This window comes from Streptomyces sp. G7(2002), assembly GCF_028870195.1.
Lineage (GTDB): Bacteria > Actinomycetota > Actinomycetes > Streptomycetales > Streptomycetaceae > Streptomyces > Streptomyces nigrescens.
The window spans coordinates 3897723-3914725 of sequence record NZ_CP102609.1 but is presented as its reverse complement, the minus strand read 5'-3'; the positions used below and the strand labels follow the sequence as shown (position 1 = coordinate 3914725).

18 protein-coding genes and 1 other RNA gene are annotated in these 17003 nt (G+C 70.9%); 14 read left to right on the top strand and 5 right to left on the bottom strand.

Features of this window, described 5'->3' with window-relative positions; all coding sequences use genetic code 11:
* Positions 1 to 136 precede the first annotated feature (136 nt).
* Positions 137 to 943, top strand: coding sequence for a hypothetical protein (locus NUT86_RS16230; protein WP_274735953.1), 807 nt, complete (start codon positions 137 to 139; stop codon positions 941 to 943).
* A gap of 99 nt (positions 944 to 1042) precedes the next feature.
* On the opposite strand, the gene NUT86_RS16225 is transcribed toward NUT86_RS16230, so the two are convergent.
* Positions 1043 to 1237: a hypothetical protein gene (locus NUT86_RS16225; RefSeq protein WP_093646569.1), complete on the bottom strand. Its 195-nt coding sequence runs from the start codon at positions 1235 to 1237 to the stop codon at positions 1043 to 1045.
* A gap of 250 nt (positions 1238 to 1487) precedes the next feature.
* Here NUT86_RS16225 and ftsE point away from each other — a divergent pair, with 250 nt between their 5' ends.
* From ftsE to NUT86_RS16195, 6 genes are all read left to right on the top strand, one after another.
* Positions 1488 to 2177, top strand: coding sequence for a cell division ATP-binding protein FtsE (ftsE, locus tag NUT86_RS16220; RefSeq protein WP_018091242.1), 690 nt, complete (start codon positions 1488 to 1490; stop codon positions 2175 to 2177).
* A 32-nt stretch (positions 2178 to 2209) separates the two neighbouring features.
* Positions 2210 to 3121, top strand: a complete 912-nt coding sequence (gene ftsX, locus NUT86_RS16215) for a permease-like cell division protein FtsX (protein ID WP_018091243.1) — start codon at positions 2210 to 2212, stop codon at positions 3119 to 3121.
* Positions 3122 to 3189: 68 nt separating this feature from the next.
* A complete protein-coding gene (locus NUT86_RS16210; protein WP_274735948.1) occupies positions 3190 to 4407 on the top strand; it encodes a S41 family peptidase in 1218 nt (405 codons plus the stop codon).
* Positions 4408 to 4425: 18 nt separating this feature from the next.
* The gene (smpB, locus tag NUT86_RS16205; RefSeq protein ID WP_018091245.1) at positions 4426 to 4923 is read left to right on the top strand and encodes an SsrA-binding protein SmpB; all 498 of its coding nucleotides are present in this window, start codon (positions 4426 to 4428) and stop codon (positions 4921 to 4923) included.
* 124 nt (positions 4924 to 5047) lie between these two features.
* Positions 5048 to 5417: a transfer-messenger RNA gene (gene ssrA / locus NUT86_RS16200) on the top strand.
* Between the two features lie 220 nt (positions 5418 to 5637).
* Positions 5638 to 6324 carry a hypothetical protein gene (locus NUT86_RS16195; RefSeq protein ID WP_274735945.1) on the top strand — a complete coding sequence of 229 codons (687 nt, stop codon included), beginning with the start codon at positions 5638 to 5640 and terminating at the stop codon, positions 6322 to 6324.
* Here NUT86_RS16195 and NUT86_RS16190 read toward each other — a convergent pair.
* Positions 6317 to 7606: an MFS transporter gene (locus NUT86_RS16190; RefSeq protein WP_274735943.1), complete on the bottom strand. Its 1290-nt coding sequence runs from the start codon at positions 7604 to 7606 to the stop codon at positions 6317 to 6319. The two genes, NUT86_RS16195 and NUT86_RS16190, sit on opposite strands and share 8 nt — an antisense overlap.
* 120 nt (positions 7607 to 7726) lie before the next feature.
* Between NUT86_RS16190 and NUT86_RS16185 the strand changes: the two genes are divergently transcribed.
* The gene (locus NUT86_RS16185; RefSeq protein ID WP_274735941.1) at positions 7727 to 8701 is read left to right on the top strand and encodes a LysR family transcriptional regulator; all 975 of its coding nucleotides are present in this window, start codon (positions 7727 to 7729) and stop codon (positions 8699 to 8701) included.
* A 113-nt stretch (positions 8702 to 8814) separates the two neighbouring features.
* Complete coding sequence (locus NUT86_RS16180) at positions 8815 to 9357, top strand: DUF4232 domain-containing protein (protein WP_109890087.1); 543 nt, start codon at positions 8815 to 8817, stop codon at positions 9355 to 9357.
* Between the two features lie 6 nt (positions 9358 to 9363).
* Here NUT86_RS16180 and NUT86_RS16175 read toward each other — a convergent pair whose 3' ends face one another.
* Positions 9364 to 9687 (bottom strand): DUF397 domain-containing protein, encoded by a 324-nt coding sequence (locus NUT86_RS16175; RefSeq protein WP_274735938.1) that lies wholly within the window; start codon positions 9685 to 9687, stop codon positions 9364 to 9366.
* Positions 9684 to 10511 (bottom strand): helix-turn-helix domain-containing protein, encoded by an 828-nt coding sequence (locus tag NUT86_RS16170; protein WP_274735936.1) that lies wholly within the window; start codon positions 10509 to 10511, stop codon positions 9684 to 9686. The genes NUT86_RS16175 and NUT86_RS16170 overlap by 4 nt, the downstream gene beginning before the upstream one ends.
* Before the next feature lie 270 nt (positions 10512 to 10781).
* Here NUT86_RS16170 and NUT86_RS16165 point away from each other — a divergent pair, with 270 nt between their 5' ends.
* The gene (locus NUT86_RS16165) at positions 10782 to 12230 is read left to right on the top strand and encodes a nitrate/nitrite transporter (RefSeq protein ID WP_266449706.1); all 1449 of its coding nucleotides are present in this window, start codon (positions 10782 to 10784) and stop codon (positions 12228 to 12230) included.
* 226 nt (positions 12231 to 12456) lie between these two features.
* The gene (locus tag NUT86_RS16160) at positions 12457 to 13683 is read left to right on the top strand and encodes a uroporphyrinogen-III synthase (RefSeq protein ID WP_274735934.1); all 1227 of its coding nucleotides are present in this window, start codon (positions 12457 to 12459) and stop codon (positions 13681 to 13683) included.
* 70 nt (positions 13684 to 13753) lie between these two features.
* Here the strand turns inward: NUT86_RS16160 and NUT86_RS16155 are convergent, their stop codons facing one another.
* Positions 13754 to 14530, bottom strand: a complete 777-nt coding sequence (locus NUT86_RS16155; RefSeq protein ID WP_274735932.1) for a class I SAM-dependent methyltransferase — start codon at positions 14528 to 14530, stop codon at positions 13754 to 13756.
* Positions 14531 to 14816: 286 nt separating this feature from the next.
* On the opposite strand from NUT86_RS16155, the gene NUT86_RS16150 reads away from it, so the two are divergent.
* The 3 genes from NUT86_RS16150 (at position 14817) to NUT86_RS16140 (ending at position 16835) form a co-directional block, all read left to right on the top strand.
* Positions 14817 to 15458: a CGNR zinc finger domain-containing protein gene (locus NUT86_RS16150; protein ID WP_274735930.1), complete on the top strand. Its 642-nt coding sequence runs from the start codon at positions 14817 to 14819 to the stop codon at positions 15456 to 15458.
* A gap of 100 nt (positions 15459 to 15558) precedes the next feature.
* Positions 15559 to 16098, top strand: coding sequence for a sigma-70 family RNA polymerase sigma factor (locus NUT86_RS16145; protein ID WP_093646547.1), 540 nt, complete (start codon positions 15559 to 15561; stop codon positions 16096 to 16098).
* Positions 16095 to 16835, top strand: coding sequence for an anti-sigma factor family protein (locus NUT86_RS16140; RefSeq protein WP_274735928.1), 741 nt, complete (start codon positions 16095 to 16097; stop codon positions 16833 to 16835). The genes NUT86_RS16145 and NUT86_RS16140 overlap by 4 nt, the downstream gene beginning before the upstream one ends.
* The last annotated feature ends 168 nt before the right edge of the window (positions 16836 to 17003 follow it).

The following is a 17003-nucleotide window of genomic DNA, read 5'->3' as shown; positions in this document are numbered from 1 at the left end:
CTGGGGCGCGTGCAGTAACGGGGAATTGAGCGGCCTGGCCGCTGTGCGGAGCTGAGGCTCGCGTACCCCGGCACCGGCTCGTCGCCCCGCACAGCGGTGCTCCCATGACGAGTTCAGCTACTGGGGGTAGCAGTACATGACGAAGAAGACGCGGCTGCGCGTAGCGCGCATTGCGGCCGGTGCGGTGATTGCGGCCGGTGCGTCGCTCACCGCCGCCGGCGCTGCTTCCGCGGCCAGCCCGGGTGAGACCCCGGGCCAGGACGGCGGGATCATCGGCGGCATCATCGGCGGGATCATCGGCGGCGGCGACTCCGGTGGCACCGGCGGTGACGAGACCACCGGTGGTACCGGCGGCGACGACAGCACCGGTGGCGAGATCGGCGGTGAGGACACCGGCGGCATCGGTGGCGAGGAGATCGGCGGTAACGAGACCACTGGTGGCAATGAGACCACCGGCGGTAACGAGACCACTGGTGGTAACGAGACCACTGGTGGCAATGAGACCACCGGCGGTAACGAGACCACTGGTGGTAACGAGACCACTGGTGGCAATGAGACCACTGGTGGTAACGAGACCACTGGTGGCAATGAGACCACTGGTGGTAACGAGACCACCGGCGGTAACGAGACCACTGGTGGCAACGAGACCACCGGCGGTAACGAGACCTCCGGCAGTGGCAGCTCCATCGGCGACACCGACGGCACCGGCCCCGACAACGAGGGCTCCAAGCCGATCGAGCAGCCCGGCAAGGGCAAGGAGCAGATCGCTGACACCCCCGGCCAGGCCAAGCAGCAGGCCAAGGGCGGCGAGCTGGCGGAGACCGGTTCCTCCGGTACCACCTTCCTGCTCATCGGTGCGGCGACGATGATCGCGGGCGGTGTGGGCTTCCGTATGCTGCCCCGCCTGATCAACAAGAACGGCGGCGGCGCCGCGGCGGCCTGACGCCGACGTGCCACAGCTGGAGGGGCCCGGGACGCGACTGCGTTCCGGGCCCCTCGGCGTCCGCGCTCCCGCGACCGCCGAGGAAGCCTCGTACCAGGGTCAGACGGCCTGGTGGAGGAGCAGACCCAGCGCGATCAGCAGGATCATCAGCGCCACCAGCATGGCGGGGCTGAGCTGGGCGAAGATACCGCCCGCTTGCTGCTGAAGCCGTTCTCTGCTTGCCCGGCACACGGGGCAGCGGCCCTCGTTCACAGGGGCCGCGCAGTTGGCGCACACCAGTCGGTCGTACGTCATGCGACCTCCTTCTCCACTGCACCAACGCACCGGAAGGCGCATTGGTTCCCTCCTCCACTGTGCCAGCTCCTCGCCGGAACGGCGCGCCCCGCGAGATTGTGCGCCTTTTGTCCCGTAGGTGCCGTGAATAAACGCACCAACCGCCTACGGCGACTGCGCCGTCCTGCGAGGTTCGCGTATGGTCACGCACACCGACGGGAGCCGCAACTCGGCAACCCGTGCCCCTATCCAGGTCGACCGTGGTGCATCAGTGATCCGATTCGACAACGTCTCCAAGACCTACCCGAAGCAGAACCGCCCTGCACTCAGGGATGTCTCCCTCGAGATCGAGCGCGGCGAGTTCGTCTTCCTGGTGGGCTCCTCGGGCTCCGGCAAGTCCACCTTCCTGCGGCTGCTGCTGCGCGAGGAGCGGGCGAGCCATGGCCACGTGCACGTTCTGGGCAAGGACCTCGGCAAGCTCTCCAACTGGAAGGTTCCGCAGATGCGGCGCCAGGTGGGGACGGTCTTCCAGGACTTCCGGCTGCTCCCCAACAAGACCGTGGGGGAGAACGTCGCCTTCGCCCTGGAGGTCATCGGCAAGCCGCGGGGCCAGATCCGCAAGACGGTTCCCGAGGTCCTCGAACTCGTCGGCCTCGGCGGCAAAGAGGACCGTATGCCGGGTGAACTCTCCGGTGGTGAGCAGCAGCGCGTCGCCATCGCGCGGGCGTTCGTCAACCGCCCGATGCTGCTCATCGCGGACGAGCCCACCGGCAACCTCGACCCGCAGACCTCGGTCGGCATCATGAAGCTGCTGGACCGGATCAACCGGACCGGTACGACGGTGGTCATGGCCACCCACGACCAGCAGATCGTCGACCAGATGCGCAAGCGGGTCATGGAACTAGAGAAGGGCCGGCTCGTACGCGACCAGTCGCGCGGCGTGTACGGCTACCAGCACTAAGCGTGTACGGCCCCCAGTACTGAAAGGACGCCATGCGCGCCCAGTTCGTCCTGTCGGAGATCGGCGTCGGTCTCCGCCGAAACCTCACGATGACATTCGCCGTCATCGTCTCCGTAGCCCTTTCGCTCGGCCTGTTCGGCGCCTCGCTGCTAATGCGCGACCAGGTCAGCACCATGAAGGGCTACTGGTACGACAAGGTCAACGTCTCCATCTTCTTCTGCAACAAGAACGACGCCGAAAGCGGTGCCAACTGCGCCAAGGGCGCGGCCACCCAGCAGCAGAAGAACGACATCAAGGCGGAGCTGGACCGGCTGCCGATCGTGCAGAAGGTGACGTACGAGTCCAGCGACCAGGCCTACAAGCACTACAAGGAGCAGTTCGGTGACACGCCCGTCGCCGGGCTGGTGACTCCCGACCAGCTTCCGGAGTCCTACCGCGTCAAGCTCAAGGACCCCACGAAGTTCACGGTCATCAAGTCGGCGTTCTCCGAGCGGCCCGGCGTCATGGAGGTACAGGACCAACGGGACACCGTTGAGCCGCTGTTCAACCTCCTCAACGGCATGAACATCGCCGCGCTGGTCGTGATGGGGCTGATGCTGGTCGTTGCGCTGATGCTGATCGTCAACACCGTGCGGGTGTCGGCGTTCAGCAGGCGGCGGGAGACCGGGATCATGCGGCTGGTGGGAGCGTCCAGCTTCTACATCCAGATGCCGTTCATCCTCGAAGCCGCCATCGCGGGCCTGCTCGGCGCCGCCTTCGCCTGTGTGCTGATCGTCGGCGGCAAGTACATCCTCGTCAACAACTGGCTGGCGGAGCGGATCCAGGTGATCAACTTCATCGGCTGGGACTCGGTGGTCGCGGTCCTCCCGCTGGTCCTCCTGATCGGGCTGCTGATGCCCGCGCTCGCCGCGTTCTTCGCGTTGCGCAAGTACCTCAAGGTGTGAGCTTTGCCAAGGGGCGCCGTACGGTCAACTTGCCGTACGGCGCCCTTTTGTCCCCTAGACTCACCGGCATGTCGGGCCCGTGTTCGTACGACCGGCCCCGCCGCATTCGCCGCGGGGCGGCCCTGACGTTGTTCCTCGCGAGCGTGCTCGCCACCGGCGTGGTGACCGGCACCTGGAGCGATGAGGCGGAGGGTGCCGCGGGGCGCACCGCCCCGGAGCACAGATCCTCCGGAGCGCACACCCGCGCGTCCCTCGCGGACCGCGCCGCCGTCGAGCGGGCCGCTTCCGAGGCCGTCGAGGACGGCAAGTCCGGTGCGCAGGCCGCCGCCGAGGTCGTCAGCCGCAGCGGCGACCGCTGGTCGACGATCTACACACCGGGCGAGTACGAGGATTTCCAGGAGCAGTTGGGCGGCGGCTATGTCGGCGTCGGGCTCTGGGTGCGGCAAGCGGCCGGCGGCCGGATCGTGGTGTCCCGGGTCCAGCCCGGCGGCCCCGCCGAACGAGCCGGTATCGCGGTGGGCGACCGGCTGCGCGCCGTAGACGGCCGCACCACCCGGGGCGCCCCGGTCACCGATGTCGTCGCCCGGCTGCGCGGTAACGCCCCCGACGGCTCCCGTGGCCCCGCCGCCGCGGCCGGCACTCCCGTGACCCTGGATCTCCAGCGCGGCGACCGCCGCTGGACCGAGACCCTGCACCGCGCCCGGGTGAAGGCCCGGAACGTCGTCGTCGACCGGCCGGCCGGTGACCGCGGCCCGACCCGCGTCAAGATCACCGCGTTCACCAAGGGCACCGGCGACGCGGTCCGCCGCGCGGTGCGCCAGGCCTCCCCCGACGAGGGCATGCTGCTCGACCTGCGGGGCAACACCGGCGGTCTGGTCACCGAGGCCGTCGCCACCGCCTCCGCCTTCCTGGACGGCGGCCTGGTCGCGACGTACGACGTCCGCGGCAGTCAGCGCGCCCTGTATGCCGAGCGCGGCGGGAATACGCATGTCCCGCTGGTCGTCCTTGTCGACGGGGGCACGATGAGCGCCGCCGAGCTGCTGGCCGGTGCGCTCCAGGACCGTGGCCGGGCGGTGGTGGTGGGCTCCCCGACCTTCGGCAAGGGCGCGGTGCAGATGCCCAGCGAGCTGCCGGACGGCTCGGTCGCCGAGCTGACCGTCGGCCACTACCGCACCCCCTCCGGCCGGACCGTCGACGACACCGGCCTCACCCCCGACCTGGTGGTGGGCAACGGTGCCGAGAAACGGGCCCGCACGGTATTGAGTGGCCTCGGGGGCGGGTCTTAGTGCGAAAATGGCCGCACTATGGCTAAGGACAAGGGCAAGGACAAGGATCCCGGGCGCAAGCTCGTGGCGCAGCACAAGAAGGCGCGGCACGACTACCACATTCTGGACACCTATGAGTGTGGTCTGGTGCTGTCCGGCACCGAGGTGAAGTCGCTGCGGCAGGGCCGGGCGTCGCTGGTGGACGGTTTCGTCCAGATCGACAACAACGAGGCCTGGCTGCACAACGTACATATTCCGGAATACGCCCAGGGCACCTGGACGAATCACAGCGCGCGGCGCAAGCGGAAGCTGCTGATGCACCGGGCCGAGATCGACAAGCTGGAGTCCAAGAGCCAGGAGTCGGGCCACACGATCGTGCCGCTGGCCCTCTATTTCAAGGACGGCCGGGCCAAGGTCGAGATCGCGCTGGCCAAGGGCAAGAAGGAGTACGACAAGCGGCAGACGCTCCGCGAGCAGCAGGACCGCCGTGAGACGGACCGGGCGATCTCGGCGGCCCGGCGCCGGCAGCGGGCCTGATCAGGCCCGACGGAGCCCGGTCCGGCCGGGCTCCCGGGAATACGCTGGCAACCGCGGGCGTTGTTCCCGTACGATGGCTCCACACCCCACGAGGGGCGTAGGTACCACCTTGATAAATCAACATGGGGATGATCGGTTTCGACAGCGGATGTCGAAGCAGGGGAAGCGAGTCGAGGAAGCGGCAATGATCTCGTTAACCATATGTCGCAACCAATAATCGCCAACACCAAGCGCGATTCCTTCGCCCTCGCTGCCTAAGTAGCGACTTGCGAAGTGTCAGCCCGGGGCTGTTCCCGACCCGGATCCTGGCATCAGCTAGGGAACTAAACTTCTAGACCCGGTCACGGGGTTTAGAAGGAAATCAAACAGTGACTGGGCCCGTCGGAGACTTGTTCGCGTGATCTCCGGGGCCGAGAAAATCGCAGCGAACTGCACTCGGAGAAGCCCTGATTCCGCACCGTTGGACGCGGGTTCGATTCCCGCCATCTCCACGACACGGAGAGCTGGGGGCAAGGCCCCCCAGACCCCGTCATCCCATGTAAGGCCCAGGCCCCGCATGTCCGAGAGGACAGCGGGGCCTGAGTCGTTTTGCGGGGCGGGGAGGGGCGAGGAAGGGCAGCGGGGCGCTGGTTCAGGGGTTTGACGAGCCCGTCGCGCGAGGTGTGGCATTGCTCGGCGCAGCGGCGGCAAAGGGGGAGCGATGGGGGCCTTCGGGTGAAGATCAGTGAGGTCGGGGACGCGCTCTGGGCCGGGGTGAAGGGCTGGCTTTCCGGCCCGGACCGGCAGGCGGTGGCCCGTGCGGCCAAGGAGCGGGCGGCGGCCGTGCTGCCGCCGGGGGAGCGGGTCGTCGCCAGTCATCCGGTCGAGGCGGGGGAACGGCTTCCCGAGCCGCCCCGGCGGTTCCGGCAGGAGGCGTTCTCGGCACAGCGCACCGCTGGTGACCGGCTCATTGACGGTATGGGGCGGGCCGAGGAGGGACTGCACCGCCTCAATCCGGTCAATGCCGTGGTGGACGGGTGGGGTGACCGCCGCGACGCCCCTCAGCTGTCGGGCGGCTGGGAGAGTCTGGCCGGGCAGCTGGCGGCCGCGCTGCGGCCGCGCTGTTCGTTCCGGTATGTGGCGGTGCTGCTGGTGACCGAGCACCATCTCCATGTGGTGCGGGTGCGGCTGGCCGGCAACCGGCGGGAGCCGATGGCCGGTGCGGAGGCGGTGGAGTACGCGTGGCGGGTGGAGCGGCGGCAGGTCGCCTGGGTGCGGAACCGTACCGATGTGCGGCACGGCACGCATGAGGTCGGCTTCGTGGACGGTTCCTGGGTGACCTTCGCCTTCACGGTCGGGGGGTACGGCCCCGTCGTGGAGACCTTCCCACGGCGGTTGCGGTACACGGACCCCCTCAGCTGACCGGCGCCGCCGGGTGTCGGCGGGAGGTGAGCAGGGTGACGGTCAGTGCGAGGGCGGCGGCCGCGACGGGTACGCCGTAGGCCGCGCCTCCCGGGGCCAGGTGGTCGACGGCCCAGCCGCCGCTCGCCGAACCGGCCGCGATACCGCCTAGCAGCGCGGTCACGGCGAGCGTCATGCCCTCGTTCAGTTGGCCGGGCGGCGTCCGCGACTGGACGAGGCCCATGCCGGTGACCATGGTCGGTGCGGTCGCCATACCGGCCAGGAGCAGGGCGGCGGCCAGCGTCACCGGGCTCCCCGTCCCGGCCGCGAGCAGCGGGAGCAGCATCAGGGCCGCCATCGCCGCGGTGCAGCCGAGGAAGCGGCGGCCGGGATGGCCCGACGGCCGCAGCAGGCCGTAGAGCAGTCCCGCCGCGCAGGAGCCCGCCGCCTGGAGGGCCAGCATGCCGCCTCCGGCGGAGCGGATGCCCTGGGCGTCGGCGTGGGCGAGGGTGACCACCTCCAGCGAGCCGAAGATCGCGCCGGTGCAGAGGAAGGTGAGGAGGAGGGGCGGGAGGCCGGGGAGGCGCAGCGGGGAGCGGGCAGGGGGACGGTCCGGGGTGCGGGCGGCGATAGGGGGTTCGGTGCGGCGCTGGGCCGCGAAGAGCAGTACCCCGGTCAGCAGCAGCGTCGCGCCCACCGCCGTACCCGCCTCCGGGAAGAGGGCGGTGCACAGCAGCGTGGCGAGCACCGGTCCGAGCATGAAGCACAGCTCGTCCGCGGCCTGTTCGAAGGAGTTGGCGGTGTGCCGGGCGGCCGGATCGTCGCGGAACAGGTGCGCCCAGCGGGCGCGGGACATCCCGCCGGTGTTCGGGGTGGTCGCGGTGGCGGCGTACGAGGCGAAGAGCGTCCAGGAGGGTGCGTGGTAGTGGACGCAGAGCAGGAGTGAGAGCGAGCCGAGGGTGGCGAGCGCGGTGGCGGGGACGGCGGTACGGGCCTGGCCGTAGCGGTCGACCAGCCGGGCGGTCCAGGGCCCGGCCAGCGCCGTTGCCGCCAGCCCGGTCGCGGTGACCGCCCCGGCCAGCGCATAGGAGCCGCGCGAGCCGGCGATCATCAGGACCGCGCTGATGCTGAGCATCCCCATGGGCAGCCGGGCCAGCAGATTGGCGGCCGTGAAGGCGCGGGTGCCCGGGACGGCGAAGATCCGCCGGTAGGGCGCGAACGGGCGGAAGCGTGCGCGGCGGCGGCGCGGGGCCGGGCGTACGGGAGGGGCAGTGACCGGCCGGGCGGCGAGGAAGAGGATCATGGCTTCTACGGTCGTGGCCGGGCCCCTCGCCCGTCCAACACCTGCTCGGCGCCCATTTACGCGGCTGGGTTGTCAATGGGGCGAGGGCTGCCGTCGCGCGGTTGCTGCCAGGATGGCCCGATGCCGTACGACATCGATCCGCGACTGCTGCGGGCGTTCACCGCCGTCGCCGAGGAGCTGCACTTCACCCGGGCCGCCGCCCGGCTGTACGTCGCCCAGCAGGCGCTGAGCCGCGATATCCGGCGGCTGGAGCGGGAGTTGGGCGCCACGCTGTTCGTACGGAGCACCCGCCGGGTCGCGCTGACGGCGGACGGGGAGCGGCTGCTGCCGTACGCACAGCGGGTGTTGGCCGCGCAGGACGAGCTGGCCGCCGCCTTCCGGGCCGCGCCGGAGCGGCCGCTGCTGGTCGATGTGAGCGTCCCGATCGGCACCGCCCACGCGGTGCTGGAGGCGGCCCGGGACCGGGTGCCGGACAGCTGTGAGCTGGTCGCCCGCTTCCACAGCGGGCTGACCGGTGCGGCGGCCGAGATGGCGGCCGGACGGCTCGATGTCTCCTTCGGCCGCATCGCGGCGCTGCCGCCCGACGTACGCGCCGGTCTCGACCATCAGCCGGTCCGTCTGGAGCCGATGGCGGTCCTGCTGCGCGACGATCATCCGCTGGCCGCACGGCCCGCCGTCCCGCTCGCGGACCTGGCCGGCGAGACGCTCTACGCGGCCGCCGGCAATCCGCAGACCGTGGAGTGGACGGACCTGGCCGAGCGGCTCTTCGCGGGCCGCGGGATCGCGACGGCCGAGCCGTTCCCGGAGATCGAGGGCTCGCAGGAGTTCATACGGGTGGTGCGCAAGCGGGGGTGGTCCGTATTGGCCAGCGTGGAGTTCATGGACGTACCGGGGATGGTGCTGCGGCCGCTCGTCGACCCCGTACCGCTCTCGCCGGTGTCCCTGGTGTGGCGGCGCGGACTGCGGCATCCGGGGCTGGACGCCTTGCGGGCCGCCGCACGGGAACGGGCCGATCGGCACGACTGGCTGGCGCCGCCCGGGAGCGCATGGTGGCTCCCGGAGGCGGATGCGCGGGCGATGGGCGTGCACGGGTGACGGCCCGGTGCCGCGCGACGCACGCAGAAAGTAGCCCCGCACAGGCAACCACGGGCGCGTGAAAACCTTTCCTTAACGGCAGGGAATCTTATGTGGAACGAACAGGGAGAGCTGTGCAACGGCGTGCACTTCTCGCGGCCGCGGCGGCCGCGCTGACCTTGACCGTCACGGCGTGCCTGGCCCTGACCGGCTGCGGCTCCCCGCGGATGGCGGCGCTGCACGCCAGCTGCACGACCAAGGGTCTGGGGTGGAAGCTCACCGTCCTGAAGAAGAAGCCGCGCACGCAGCACCGCGAAGCCCGGCTGTCCGTCGTCAACAAGGGTTCGGACCCGTGTGTGTTCCGCGGCTTCCCGACCGTTGCGGTGCATCTCGGCAAGGGGCCCCAGTCCGATGCCCAAGGGCATGGCCGGGCCCTGCCGATAGACCTGCGGCGCGGCGCCACGGTCACCGCCGGCCTGCGCTACCGGGACTGCCCCAAGGACGCGCTGTTGAGCGAACCCATAGCCGTCACCAACGACATCGCCGTGGTGTCCGCGCCGCGCGACTCCACGGACGGGCACGCGGTCGTGGCCCGGGACGAGAAGGGCAAGCGCCTGCAGATGAACATCTGCGCGGACACGATCTGGATGGGCCCGCCGCGGGAAGCCGCCGAGTAGCCCCGCTTACGGCGCCGTTGGGGCGGCGGCGCCGCTACGTGCGGCGAACGAGGTGAACGCGGCCCAGGCACGCGGCGAGACGTCGAGGTGCGGGCCCTGGGGGTCCTTGGAGTCCCGGACGTGGACGGTGGCGGGGTGGGCGGCCACCTCGACGCAGGCACCGCCCTCGTCGCCGCTGTGGCTGGACTTGTGCCAGTCGTAGGCGACTTCGAGGCAGTTGCCGCCTTCGTCGCTGCTGTAGCTGGACTTGTGCCAGACGTAAGCCACTTCGAGGCAAGCGCCGCCCTCGCTGCCGCTGTAGCTCGACTTGAACCATGTCAGGTGGGTCATCGCTCTCCTAGCAGCCGCTCCAGCAGACCCACGGTCTCTTCGGCGTTGAGGGCCTGCATTCGCAGCATTCCATACTTCTGAGCGAGGATGCTGACCTCATCCGGGTCCGAAATCAGCTCACTGCTGCGCTGCGCCTCGGTGTAGGCCAGGTGCTGATGATCTGCGGTTTCCAGCACCACGAACTGACCGTCGAGACCGGCGTGGTGCTCGCGGCTCAGCGGCAGGACCTGAATGGAGACGCCATTGAGGTCCGCGCAGCTCCGCAGGTGGGAAAGCTGGGCCCGCATGACCTCCCGGCCCCCGAGATTGCCGGCCACGATGGCCTCCGAGATGACGAAGCTCGCGATGAGGGGCTTGTCCCTGTGGAGGATCTGCTGGCGCTCCAGCCGCCCCGCGACCCGCCGCTCCACTGTCTCCTCGTCGAGGAGCGGGATCTTGCTGCGGAAGGTGGCACGGGCGTAGTCCTCGGTCTGGAGCAGGCCGGGGAGTACCCCGTACTCGAACCAGGAGAGCGCGAGGGCCTGCTGCTCATAGGCGATGAAGTCCTCCGCCCAGATCGGATATTTGTCCTTCGGTGGCAGCTTCCCCACCCCCGTCGCCAACGCACCGCCCGTACGCAGGAGTTGGTCGAACTCGGACGCCAGATGCGGCATCAGGGCCCGCCTGCCCTGTTCGATGGAGGCGATGGTCTCCTCGGAGGCGGTGGTGCGTTCCCCGAGGGCGCGTTGGGTGAGTCCGGCGTTGATGCGGAACATCGCCAGTTGGGCGCCGATGACTTCCATGGCTGCGGAGTGCCGGTTCCTGGGCTTCTTTCGCGGCTGCATGGCCTTCCACTCCCCGTAGTTGGGCGTCGGTGACCGTGTGTGCGCCCGTACTCACCAGGAGTACGGGTCGCCTGGCGCGGCAGCATAGTTACGCAACGCGACCGTCGCCGCGGAAGTGTGCAGATCGCACCCGCACGGGCGTCCGGGCCGCCTCACCACCCGTCGCCACACCCCGTGAGTGCAAGGTTTCGTCCGTGTCACCGGGCGGCACGGTATGGAAACCCGCCATCCCTAGCGTCAGTGAGCAGGACCTGAACCCTGGGAGGCGCGATGACGGCCGCGGCAGCAGAGACCCGTAGCGAGAGCCCTGACGAGACCCCCGCCGGCAGTCGTGGCGAGGGCCGGCCGAGGAGGGGCGGCCGGTGGATCGAGCACTGGGACCCGGAGGACGAGGGCTTCTGGCGGGAGTCGGGGGAGCGGGTCGCGCGGCGGAACCTGGTGTTCTCCGTGCTCTCCGAGCACATCGGGTTCTCCATCTGGAGCCTGTGGTCGGTGATGGTGCTGTTCATGGGGCCCGAGTACGGGATCGATCCGGCCAGCAAGTTCTTCCTGGTGGCGATGCCGACGGTGGTGGGCGCGGTGCTGCGGGTGCCGTACACCTTCGCGGTGGCGCGGTTCGGCGGGCGCAACTGGACGGTGATCAGCGCCGCGATGCTGCTGGTGCCGACCGCGGCGGCGGCGGTGGTGATGGAGCCGGGCACCTCGTACACGACGTTCATGCTGGTCGCGGCGCTGGCGGGGGTCGGCGGCGGGAACTTCGCCTCGTCGATGACCAACATCAACTCCTTCTATCCGCTGCGGAAGAAGGGGTGGGCGCTGGGGATGAACGCCGGTGGCGGGAACATCGGGGTGCCGGTGATCCAGCTGCTGGGGCTGCTGGTGATCGGGACCGCGGGGGCCGCGCATCCGCGGATCGTGCTGGCCGTCTATGTGCCGCTGATCGTGGTCGCGGCGGTGTGTGCGGCGCTGTTCATGGACAACCTCGCGCCGGTGACGAACGACACCGGGGCGGCCCTCGACGCCGCTCGGGAGCCGCACACCTGGGTGATGTCGCTGCTGTACATCGGCACCTTCGGGTCGTTCATCGGCTACAGCTTCGCCTTCGGGCTGGTGCTGCAGAACCAGTTCGCGCGCACGCCCCTCCAGGCGGCGTCGCTGACCTTCATCGGGCCGCTGCTGGGGTCGCTGATCCGGCCGGTCGGGGGGCGGCTGGCGGACCGGTTCGGGGGTGCCCGGATCACCCTGGGCAACTTCGGGGCGATGGGGCTGGCCACCGGGGTCGTCATCTATGCCTCGGCGGAGCGGTCGCTGCCGGTGTTCCTCGTCGGGTTCATCGCGCTGTTCGTGCTGACGGGGCTGGGCAACGGCTCCACGTACAAGATGATCCCGGGGATCTTCCAGGCCCAGGCGCTGCGGCGGGGGCTGGCGGGGGAGGAGGCCGCGGCCTACGGGCGGCGGCTGTCCGGGGCGGCGATGGGGCTGATCGGGGCGGTGGGCGCGCTCGGCGGGCTGGCCATCAACCTCGCCTTTCGCCAGTCGTTCCTGGTGGCGGGGTCGGGCACGCCGGCCTTCGTGTCGTTCCTCGGCTGCTACGTGGTGTGCGGCGCGGTGACCTGGACCGTATACCTGCGCCCGGCGGCCCGTGCGCGGCGTACGGCGGAGGCGGCGGAGGCCGAGCCGGCGGACGAGGGGCGGCGCCCGGTGTACGCGGAGGTGTGAGCGGGACGGCGCAGGCGGCGGCCGCTTCCGGGCCGCCGTAGCCGCCCCCCGCACCCGGCCGGTCGTACGGGGCGGCGTGCGGAGCGTCGTAACCACGGGGAAATATGGGAGGACCGGGGTTGTCACGTGCCGTTGGCACGCTGGCGACTTGGCACTCCGTGCCGCCCGAGCCGCGGCGGTACGGAAGCACAGGGCACCACACCACTCTGGGCGGAGCGGGACGACCATGCACGAACAACAGCAGGAGCACAGCGAGCAGGAGCGGACGGCATCCGAGCGGGGACCGGACACGGGGCCGGACCCGAAGCCGGACCCGAGGCCGGCCGTCCGGCCGCTGGAGGGGTTCACCGTCGGGGTGACCGCGGCCCGGCGGGCGGAGGAGCTGGGCGCGCTGCTGGAACGGCGCGGCGCCCAGGTGCTGCATGCCCCCGCCCTGCGCATCGTTCCGCTGCCGGACGACACCGAGCTGCTCGCGGTGACCCGGGACCTGATCGAGCACGCCCCGGACATTGTCGTGGCCACCACCGCGATCGGCTTCCGCGGCTGGATCGAGGCCGCGGAGGGCTGGGGCCTGGGCGAGGCGCTGCTGGACCGGCTGACCGGGGTGGAGCTGCTGGCGCGCGGGCCCAAGGTGCGGGGTGCCATCCGGGCCGCCGGGCTGACCGAGAAGTGGTCACCGGCCTCCGAGTCGATGGCCGAGGTGCTGGACCGGCTGCTGGCGGAGGGCGTCGCCGGGCGGCGGGTGGCCCTCCAGCTGCACGGGGAGCCGCTGCCGGGGTTCGTCGAGGCGCTGCGGGCCGACGGTGCGGAGGTCGTCGGCGTCCCGGTGTACCGCTGGATGCCGCCGGAGGACATCGGTCCGGTCGACCGGCTGCTGGACGCGGTGACCGGGCGCGGGCTGGACGCGGTGACCTTCACCAGCGCGCCGGCCGCGGCGTCGCTGCTGCGCCGGGCCGGGGAGCGCGGTATCCGCGAGGAGGTGCTGGCGGCGTTGCGGCAGGACGTGCTGCCGGTGTGCGTGGGGCCGGTGACCGCGCTGCCGCTGCAGGCGGAGGACGTGCCCACGCTCCAGCCGGAGCGCTTCCGGCTCGGGCCGCTGGTGCAGCTGCTGTGCCGTGAACTGCCGGGCCGGGTGGAGATGTTGCCGGTGGCCGGGCGGCGGCTGGAGATCCGTGGGCACGCCGTCGTGCTGGACGGGGCGCTGCGGCCGGTGCCGCCGGCCGGGATGGCGCTGCTGCGCGCCCTGGCCCGCCGTCCCGGCTGGGTGGTCTCCCGTGCGGATCTGCTGCGCGCCCTGCCCGGCGCGGGCCGGGACGAGCATGCGGTGGAGACCGCGATGGCCCGGCTGCGGGTGGCGCTGGGCGCACCCAAGCTGATCCAGACGGTCGTCAAGCGCGGCTACCGGCTGTCGTTGGACCCGCATGCGGACACGGACAAGTACGGCGGGGAATAGCGGGGCCGGGGCGGGCCGGGGCGGGGCGGGGCGGGGCCGGGCCCGTTTACCGGGGTCCCCAAGACGCGCCCTACTGCGGGTTGTTGACGCGGATCTTCGACTGGCCGTGCTTGCGCGTCTCCCAGTCGTCCATGAAGCGCGCCTCCAGGCCGTGCTTGCGGGCCAGCTGGAGCAGGGTCTCGGTCCGGTAGTAGAAGTCCTCGCGCAGCACCTGGTGTTCGGCGCCCTCGGTGCGGTCGAAGGTGAAGTCGAAGAAGCCGCCGGGGGCCAGGATCCGGCCGACATGGGCGAGGCACTCGTCGATGACGTCGAGCGGTGAGTGCGAGAAGACGCTGTGCGCGTGGACGACATCGAAGTGGGCGGACGGCAGGAAGTCCAGCTTCAGGTCCTGCGTGATCGTCAAGTGCGGCAGTTTGTCCTGGAGTTCGTAGGTGGTCAGGGTCTGCTTCGCGGAGATCAGGATGTCCGGTGAGATGTCGATGCCGTAGTAGTTGCCGGTGTCCAGGTAGGCGATGAAGCGCCAGCCGGCGCGCAGATTGCCGCAGCCGATGTCCAGCATCCGGTGGCTGGGCTTCAGACCGTGGTCGGCCAGGTAGTCGAACTGCATCTCGCCCAGTGCCAGCCAGCGCTCATGGCTGCGGCTGCCGACCGCGGCCTCCGGATTGCGGCCGGTGTCGGAGGCCATCACCGCCCGGTAGTAGGCCACATGGCCGGGGTGCTTGAGGCGCAGCCAGGTGTCGCGGGCGGTGCGCCTGACGTACGGAGTGATCCGGTCCGGGTGGCGGAGCGCGTAGCCGATCTTGTGGGTGAGGCTGGCGCGGTTCGTGAGCAAAGACTTGCGCGACATGGAGACCTTCGTCCTGGAGGGGCTGAGGCGCTCGGGGGCTGTCCGGCGGACCGGGACACGCTCCAAGCATGCGGCGGACCGGTGCGGAAGGCCCGTGGAGCGCCGCGCGCCGGACTATACATCAGATGTATACGCGCAGCGTCTACTCGCAGTGTTTGCGTGGCCTGGGAGTGCGTGTCCCCATGGTGTGGGTGCGCGGAGTGGCCGCCTCCGGAGGGTTCCGGCCGGACCGCGGGCCGGGCACTCTGGGAGCACACACGTTTGGTCCCTAAGGAGTGACAGGCACATGTCGGCGCCTTGTGAGCTGCGGTTCGACTGCGGGCGGATCTGCCTGGACCTGGCGGCCACCGCGGACGGCGCCGCCGCCGAACGCCTCGCCGGCCCGGACCAGTTGCGGGCCTGGCTGACCGGCGCGGGCCTGGTGCCGCACGGCACCCCGCTGGACGGCGTCGACGGGCGCTGGGTCGGCCGCTTCCGCGGGCTGCGGGAGCTGCTGCTCCGGGTCGTGCACGACGAGCTGCGGGGCGGGGCGGCCGAGGCCGATCTGGCCCTGCTCAACTCCGCGGCCGCCGCCGGGCAGCCGCCCGCCGTCCGCGCCGTACGGGCCCCGGACGGCACCCTGGCCCGGGCCCTCCCCGGCCCGCCCGAATGCGCCGGACTGCTGGCCGCGGTCGCCCGGGACGCGATCGGGCTGCTGACCGACGCGGCGGCGCGCGCCCAGCTGCGGCAGTGCGAGGGCGAGAGCTGCACCCTGGTCTACCTGGACACCTCGCGGGGCCGCCGCCGTCGTTGGTGCTCCAGCGAAGTGTGCGGCAACCGGGAGCGGGTGGCGCGGCACCGGAGGCGGACGACGGTGCGCCGGGAGCAGTCCGGCGGCCCCGTCGCGGACCCCGTCACCAGGGCGGAAAACTTTTCCGCCGGACGCTGAACGCCCCGTCCGTCCCGTCCGTACTCCTCACCGCAAGTCCGATTCATGGCAGGGTCCCCGTCGATCTTGGGCGATCTGGGCTATCGACCCGGGAGTTGGAGTGCGTAAGGATGCCGTCGTGGCAGACAGGACGACACCTGAAGAGGAGCTCATGCGAGCCCTCTACGACGATCATGCGGGCCCGCTTCTCGCCTTCGTCCTGCGATTGGTGGCGGGCGACCGGCATCGCGCGGAGGACGTGGTGCAGGAGACGCTGGTGCGCGCCTGGCGCAACGCCGACCAGTTGCAACGGGCGACCGGCTCGATCCGGCCCTGGCTGGTTACGGTTGCCCGGCGGATCGTGATCGACGGGCACCGCAGCCGAAAGGCCCGGCCCCAAGAGGTCGACGCGACCCCGCTGGAGACCATGCCCGCCGCCGATGTGATCGACCGGGCGCTGCGCCTGATGACGATCTCCGAGGCGCTGAGCGACCTGAGCCAGGCCCACCGAGAGGCCCTCGTCGAGACGTACTTCAAGGAACGTACGGTCAGCGAGGCAGCGGAGGTGCTGCGCGTGCCGGCCGGAACCGTGCGGTCCCGGGTGTTCTACGCGCTGCGCTCCCTGAAGCTCTCACTCGAGGAACGAGGAGTGACGGAGTGATCCCGCCCACGCAGCCGGACCGGCACAGCGACGTCGGCGCCTATGCGCTGGGCGTCCTGGACGCCGCCGACACGGAACGGTTCGAGGCGCATCTCGTCGGCTGTGACCGGTGTGCGGCCGAACTCGAGGAGCTGATGGCGCTGACGCCGGTGCTCGCCGAGTTCAAACAGTCCGCGCCCACCCCGCAGACGATCACGGCCGTCCCCGGGCCCCGGGTGCTGGACGGACTGCTCGACGAGGTCCACGCCACCCGCCGCGGCCGCGGCCGGCGCCGGCTGTTCCTGGTCGCCGCGGCCGTCGTGCTGATCGTCGGCGGGCCGCTCGCCACCTTCTCCCTCAAGGGGGAGGGGGGCGAGGCGCCGACGCCGCCGCTGGCGAACGCCGTCCGGGCCCAGTACGCCGCGGGCGAGAAGGTGACCTCCACCGACCCGGACACCAAGGTCTCGGCGGGCGTCTCCATGGCCGCCCGGCCCTGGGGCACCCAGGTCGTCCTCGAACTCGCCAACGTCAAGGGGCCGCTGAGCTGCGACCTGGTCGCCGTCGGCAAGGACGGCAAGCGGCAGACCGTCACCACCTGGGCGGTCCCCAAGGGCGGCTACGGCATCCCGGGCAGCGCCGCGAAGTGGAACCGCGAGCCCCTCTACGCGACGGGCGGAGCGGCCCTCAACCGCGGCGACATCGACCACTTCGAGATCAACACGCTGGACGGCAAGCGGCTGGCCACGGTGAAGGCCTGAGCATCCGGGGTGCCAGGACCGGCGCCCCGGCCCCACACGGTGCGGGCGCCGGTCAAGGACCGCCATGCCTTTCCGACCGGCACAACCCCGACCGGGCACACCCGACGTAGCGCCCAGAATCGACATCCGTCCAAACTCGCCCGTCTTTGTCCCTTTCACCAGGTGCGC

Excerpts from the sequence above, each read along its gene's own strand:
- NUT86_RS16155 (WP_274735932.1), bottom strand. The coding sequence starts at position 14,530 with ATGTCGCGCAAGTCTTTGCTCACGAACCGCGCCAGCCTCACCCACAAG.
- NUT86_RS16170 (WP_274735936.1), bottom strand. The coding sequence starts at position 10,511 with ATGCAGCCGCGAAAGAAGCCCAGGAACCGGCACTCCGCAGCCATGGAA.
- NUT86_RS16225 (WP_093646569.1), bottom strand. The coding sequence starts at position 1,237 with ATGACGTACGACCGACTGGTGTGCGCCAACTGCGCGGCCCCTGTGAAC.
- NUT86_RS16160 (WP_274735934.1), top strand. The coding sequence starts at position 12,457 with ATGCACGAACAACAGCAGGAGCACAGCGAGCAGGAGCGGACGGCATCC.
- NUT86_RS16210 (WP_274735948.1), top strand. The coding sequence starts at position 3,190 with ATGTCGGGCCCGTGTTCGTACGACCGGCCCCGCCGCATTCGCCGCGGG.
- NUT86_RS16185 (WP_274735941.1), top strand. The coding sequence starts at position 7,727 with ATGCCGTACGACATCGATCCGCGACTGCTGCGGGCGTTCACCGCCGTC.
- NUT86_RS16175 (WP_274735938.1), bottom strand. The coding sequence starts at position 9,687 with ATGACCCACCTGACATGGTTCAAGTCGAGCTACAGCGGCAGCGAGGGC.
- ftsX (WP_018091243.1), top strand. The coding sequence starts at position 2,210 with ATGCGCGCCCAGTTCGTCCTGTCGGAGATCGGCGTCGGTCTCCGCCGA.
- NUT86_RS16150 (WP_274735930.1), top strand. The coding sequence starts at position 14,817 with ATGTCGGCGCCTTGTGAGCTGCGGTTCGACTGCGGGCGGATCTGCCTG.
- NUT86_RS16190 (WP_274735943.1), bottom strand. The coding sequence starts at position 7,606 with ATGATCCTCTTCCTCGCCGCCCGGCCGGTCACTGCCCCTCCCGTACGC.
- smpB (WP_018091245.1), top strand. The coding sequence starts at position 4,426 with ATGGCTAAGGACAAGGGCAAGGACAAGGATCCCGGGCGCAAGCTCGTG.
- NUT86_RS16230 (WP_274735953.1), top strand. The coding sequence starts at position 137 with ATGACGAAGAAGACGCGGCTGCGCGTAGCGCGCATTGCGGCCGGTGCG.
- NUT86_RS16165 (WP_266449706.1), top strand. The coding sequence starts at position 10,782 with ATGACGGCCGCGGCAGCAGAGACCCGTAGCGAGAGCCCTGACGAGACC.